The following is a 5228-nucleotide window of genomic DNA, read 5'->3' as shown; positions in this document are numbered from 1 at the left end:
TTTTTTTTAGTATAAAGCTGTAGAGCCATTATTGGCTCCTATTTTACTAGCTGCACTTGAAATTCTTTTCTTTTTTAGGAACAAATAACGCTCTTTAAATTAAAAGGCATAATGCTATATTGTATTCTAAATCATATACAAAGGACAGTTCTTTATATCATAAGTGCAAAAATAAAGTCATAAATTCAATAAAAAGGAGGAAAACTCTTCTAGAGTAGTAGAAGAGCAACCAAAAATTAATGAAAATTTTTCTACACAAGAATCTATACAAAAACTGCCCCTTTACTGCAACATACAAAACGTGAATCTTGTATATTACAATAATAGATAATATTATTGCAACAATCCTAAATTACAAATACAGAATATGTTATTAGCCCCAAAAAGGGGCTAATACATTTACTTTAAATTACAAGTTATTCGAACCATAATTGTTCAATATTAATTTCAAATCTTTTCTTATAGCAAGAAATTTTTCATAAATCAATATTAGATAATCATCAAAATTGCTTTTATCAAGCACATACAAAAGTTTAAAAAAATCTACATCATCAAGACATAAATAGAATATGAAAACCTTATTTTCAAACACATTATCACCCAGCTTTACTTTAATTTTACGAAAAAGGTTGATTAATTCTTTAGACTTTTTTGGCCCCAAATTAAAAAAAAATTCATTTAAAATGTTTTGACTTTTAKGCGGAGACAATATATTTATTGTCTCCGCATCATTTTCTATATCTAAAATCGACTCATAGAACTTATAAATAACTTTTTTTATATCTTTTAAAACACAAATTTCGACGGCATTTAATTTTAAGTACTCGAATATGTTTTCCATTATATATGGGAAACATATAACAATTTATTAGAATAGTAAAAATTTATTAATGAATTTACATGAAATTATTTGAGCTAGCCTTTACAATTCTATTATTTATAGCATACCCTAGTTCTTCATTTTCTACTATTTCAACAATAACTTGATCATATTTTTCTTCGGCATTTACTAGCTCTTTATAAAGATTTTCTGCATATTCTATTAAAGAATCGAATAATATAATATTTTTTTTATCCCATAAAAAACTAAAAAAATAAAATTTAAAAGTGTCTCTTGTGATAAGTACTTTTGTATTCGTTTTTAAATATTTTCTTATGTTATCCCCGCGTTTAAATGTATGGACAGGTATTCTTAGCCTATAAGAAAACATTTTTTTTAAGTCTATTTTTGTTTCCTTTGCATAATTTACTTTATATCTACTGCCTAGCACTTTTTCTATCATTTTTTTTGTTATTGCACCGGGCCTTAATATTATTACATTATCTTTCGAGTCAAATTCAATAATAGTTGACTCTATGCCAATATTAGAGTCTTTATTTTTTTTTGGCATTATTATCCCTCCTACAAGCCCATTTAATTCTTTTAAAGCCATGCTAAAACTTGTTGAACTAGGCCTTTTGGATAAATTTGCTGATGATACTACAAGAGGGTTTTTCAATTTTCTAATTAAATTTAATGCGGTTTTATTTTTGGGTATTCTTATTGCCACTGTATCTAAGTTATTATTAATGAATTTAGGTATTTTTATTGATTTTTTAAGAACATAAGTTAAAGGGCCCGGACTAAACTTTTCCATTAAAATCTTAGCACTTTTAGGAACATGGCTGGATAATTCTTTTATTTTCTCTATTGTATCAACATAAAGCATTAAGGGCTCATTAATGGATTTTTTTTTTACTAAATTTATCATTCTCACTGCATATTCATCATAAATATTGGCCCCTATAGCGTAAACCGTATCTGTTGGAAATACAATAATTTCACCCATTTTGATTAATTTTAAAGCTATTTTAAATTGATCTTCACTAATTATTGGTGTTTTTATCATTTATTCTTTAGCCTCTATGGAATAATTCGTATTTTTGAACTCAATTTTCTGCACTAATCTAAATAAACTTTTCATATTTTAGCACCTAAACAACTTTTTTACTAAATTTTTCTAAATTTAGATCATGTTTTCTATTTTTTATTATTTCTAGTAATTCAAGATAATATATGCCAAATATTTTGTTGTATTTTATTTTTTTTTGGTTATTCAAATATTCTTTTATAATAGGCTTTAGAATTTCAATATTTGTTTCTTTTTTTAGTTGTTCAATAAGGATATTGAAAACGTTTATCTTTAAATTTTCATAATCTTGTTGAGAATTTTCTTTTTTTCTTTCAATTGACTTTTCCAATTTACGTTTTATGTTGTTTAAATCGCTATATTTATGATTTTCAATAATAAAATGGGGTTTATATTTGTAATTTTCGTATATTTTTTGAAAATTTATTTCTAATTGTTTGGGATTGTACCCGTTTTCTTCTAATTCTTTTTGAGTGTTACATAGAATTCCCTTTAATTTTTCTTGTTTTTTTTTAATACAAGATTTAGTAGGGCGTATATTTTTATTTTTTGAGTTAATTTCGGTTATTTTTAGGATTTTTATTATTTTAATTATGTTTTCTTTATCAATATTTAATGTTAATAAAACTGGAAGAATTTCTTTACATGAAAAGTCACACTTGTTGAAGTATTTTATTACTTGATACTTTTCTATTTCGTTAATTTTTCTTTCTTCTTTTATATTATTATTATTATTATTACACTCCCCCAATTGCACACTACCCATTTTTGAATCAGAATTTTTGTTGAAATAGTTGGCAACTCTATTTTGGTATCTTTCTTCTTTTTTTTCTTTAAAGTGCTGGTTTATTTTATGATAACAATCTTTTTTAGGATAATTAAGCTTGTAATAAATTTCCGTACCCGAATTTACCCCCATATGTTGATAGTAGTTTGTTGTGACTTTTATTTCTTTTTGTAGTCTATAGATATACTTTTGCATAGTTCTTAGTGTAGAAATAGTTTGACCGTTTTTTCTTAGATTTTCATTAAAGTAATAGAGTATGGTTTTTTGTGTATATTTCTTATGTGTTTTGTTTAGATAGCATATTGTTGAAATAAGAACTATTAATTTGTGTTGAACTTTATTATAGCAATTTCTATTGGTTTTATTTGTTGTTTTTGAATTCATAGAGACTTCTCCTTACAATTATGGTGATCATTTTACAATATAACTAAAATTGCTATAAAAGTAAATACTCTTATAGCAATTTTAGTTATATTGTAAAGTTTTAGTAATTGAGATTAAAATTTATTTAAAATACAACTTGACTATGGTTTAATTTTTGTTATACTATAAATAGTTCGACGAGAGTTCGAATTACAAAGAAGTGATCGTGAAATAGGGCTTAAAGCAAGTTTTTTATAAAGAATTTGTCTTAAGCCCTATTCATTTTATGTAACACTAATTTTCCCAGTTTAAGTTTTATTTTGTTTTGGGCACTATAATAATGATTTTTTTAGATTAAAAATTTTCTAGAATTTAAAGATATATTGGATTTATTTTGTATTTAGCTTTATATTGGTAATTAAGTAATTATTTATGTTCAAAATCCATAAAAGACATATAGTCCTTTATGGATTGATCATTTATAGATCAAAATATTCTTTATTGGGCCTATTATAGGCCATAATATACTAGGATAGATATTGGTTTACTATTTATATAATCGATTATAGTAAATTTTCTGGATTATATTAGCTTAAATATTAGGATGAAGATTATAAATTTTAGTGCAACAAACTTCTAAAGGGTAAAGGAGTGTATAACGGCCTATAAAGCTTTCATTTTCTTTATTTGTGGGACATTTTACGATTACTTTTGGATTTTTTTCTAATATTTCAAGATATTCTAATAGGGTTTTATAATTAACTTCGTGTTGAGTCGTTTTAGCTAGAGCAAGATTAAACTTGCTTTTTATTAATAAATGAGTATAATCTTTGTTTTCACTATAGAACAATTCTTGATTCATGTGATCTAGTGTTTTGACAAGAATGATTAACTTATTCTTAGCAAATTTAATTTGCTTTGTTATTCTTGCGACCAGTGTATCGTTAATTATTCCATTCATAATGAATTAGCCCCCTATTATATTGTAAATATAGTGCAGTATTTTTTGGCGTTAAACCATTATATTGTAAATATAGTGCAGTATTTTTTGGCGTTAAACCATTATATAGTCTATTTATAGTAGTTCCTAATTTTTGTGTAACATATTTTTAAAGGATAATTGATTATGTAGTAAAGTTTGAATATATTTTTTTCTACTTTATATTTATTAGCTATGATTTTTAGATTGTTTTCTAAAATATCTAGATACTTTATTAGTAAGTCTATGTCTATTTCAATATCTTTACTAGTATTGCAATATCTATCTACGTTAAAAGTAAACGCACGGCGTATAAACCCCCTATTATAGTACTCAATATTTAAATTTAGATTAATATTGTTTAGTGTGTAAATAAGAATTATTAAGTGTGAAGATAGCTTATTTTTGCTATTCATACCTAGTATTTCTTTTAAAGATTTTTCCAAATTAGTGTGCCAGCAATTTTTATTATTTATTTAAATAAAAATATATATCTTTACAATTTGTATTTCTAAATATTTGCATAAGATTATTTTATAATGTATTTACAATTAAGTAGTAATGTTCTTTTGTGTAAATTGTTTTAATTCTTTGTAGAATTTTTTGTAGAATTTTATTAGTTTTAAACAAATTTTTTCTAGGGTATAATTAAGTTTGCAATAAATTAGAGATTGATCGTTTTTAAAATAGAATTTTGCTATGATTTTTATTTCTTTTTCTAATTGATTTAAGTATTTTTTCATTGTTGATATATTACTAGGAGGTAGATTTTTGTTTTTGAGATTTTCGTTATACTTTTTGAGTAGAGTTTTTTGATAATAATTTTCGAATATTGAATTTATTTCAAATATTGTTGCGGTAAGAATAAGTATTCTGCATGCATGATCTATTTCTATTTCTTGTTGTTCTTTTATAGCCTTATACATAATATATAAGTATATAAAGATTATTTTGAAAATAAAGAATAAATTAAAAAAGTATTGATAATTTCCCAAAATTATAAAGTTTGGGATTTTAAAGTTAACACTTTTATGTAAAAATTACAAAAAATTAAAGTTTTATCATTTTGGGTTAAAGTTTTGTAATTTTGAAAAATTCAAGTTAAAGTTTTATTATTTTGGGTTAAAGTTTAGTATTTTCAAGTTAAATTTAGTAATTTAAAGGGTAAAGTTTTGAGTCAAAATACTCC

Annotated in this window: 6 protein-coding genes; all 6 read right to left on the bottom strand. The window is 23.8% G+C overall.

Annotated elements, in window-relative coordinates:
• Positions 1-409: 409 nt before the first annotated feature.
• The 6 genes from BB_RS07405 to BB_RS07380 all read right to left on the bottom strand — a co-directional run bounded on the left by BB_RS07405 (position 410) and on the right by BB_RS07380 (position 4965).
• Positions 410-841, bottom strand: coding sequence for a P52 family lipoprotein (locus tag BB_RS07405; protein ID WP_010883947.1), 432 nt, complete (start codon positions 839-841; stop codon positions 410-412).
• A 55-nt stretch (positions 842-896) separates the two neighbouring features.
• Positions 897-1889, bottom strand: coding sequence for an L-threonylcarbamoyladenylate synthase (locus BB_RS07400; RefSeq protein WP_002657157.1), 993 nt, complete (start codon positions 1887-1889; stop codon positions 897-899).
• An 85-nt stretch (positions 1890-1974) separates the two neighbouring features.
• Positions 1975-3081 (bottom strand): plasmid maintenance protein, encoded by a 1107-nt coding sequence (locus BB_RS07395; RefSeq protein WP_010883946.1) that lies wholly within the window; start codon positions 3079-3081, stop codon positions 1975-1977.
• Between the two features lie 571 nt (positions 3082-3652).
• Positions 3653-4021, bottom strand: a complete 369-nt coding sequence (locus BB_RS07390; protein ID WP_010883949.1) for a plasmid maintenance protein — start codon at positions 4019-4021, stop codon at positions 3653-3655.
• 110 nt (positions 4022-4131) lie between these two features.
• On the bottom strand, positions 4132-4485 hold the full coding sequence (locus BB_RS07385) for a hypothetical protein (protein ID WP_010883945.1): 354 nt from the start codon (positions 4483-4485) through the stop codon (positions 4132-4134).
• Positions 4486-4590: 105 nt separating this feature from the next.
• Positions 4591-4965 carry a plasmid maintenance protein gene (locus BB_RS07380; RefSeq protein ID WP_010883948.1) on the bottom strand — a complete coding sequence of 125 codons (375 nt, stop codon included), beginning with the start codon at positions 4963-4965 and terminating at the stop codon, positions 4591-4593.
• Positions 4966-5228: the final 263 nt, after the last annotated feature.

Source organism: Borreliella burgdorferi B31, from assembly GCF_000008685.2.
GTDB classification, from domain to species: Bacteria; Spirochaetota; Spirochaetia; order Borreliales; family Borreliaceae; genus Borreliella; species Borreliella burgdorferi.
The sequence above is the reverse complement of the archived record's forward strand: the minus strand, read 5'-3'. Positions and strand labels throughout refer to the sequence as shown.

Coding starts and splice junctions, on each gene's coding strand:
- BB_RS07400 (WP_002657157.1), bottom strand. CDS start 1,889: ATGATAAAAACACCAATAATTAGTGAAGATCAATTTAAAATAGCTTTA.
- BB_RS07395 (WP_010883946.1), bottom strand. CDS start 3,081: ATGAATTCAAAAACAACAAATAAAACCAATAGAAATTGCTATAATAAA.
- BB_RS07390 (WP_010883949.1), bottom strand. CDS start 4,021: ATGAATGGAATAATTAACGATACACTGGTCGCAAGAATAACAAAGCAA.
- BB_RS07380 (WP_010883948.1), bottom strand. CDS start 4,965: ATGTATAAGGCTATAAAAGAACAACAAGAAATAGAAATAGATCATGCA.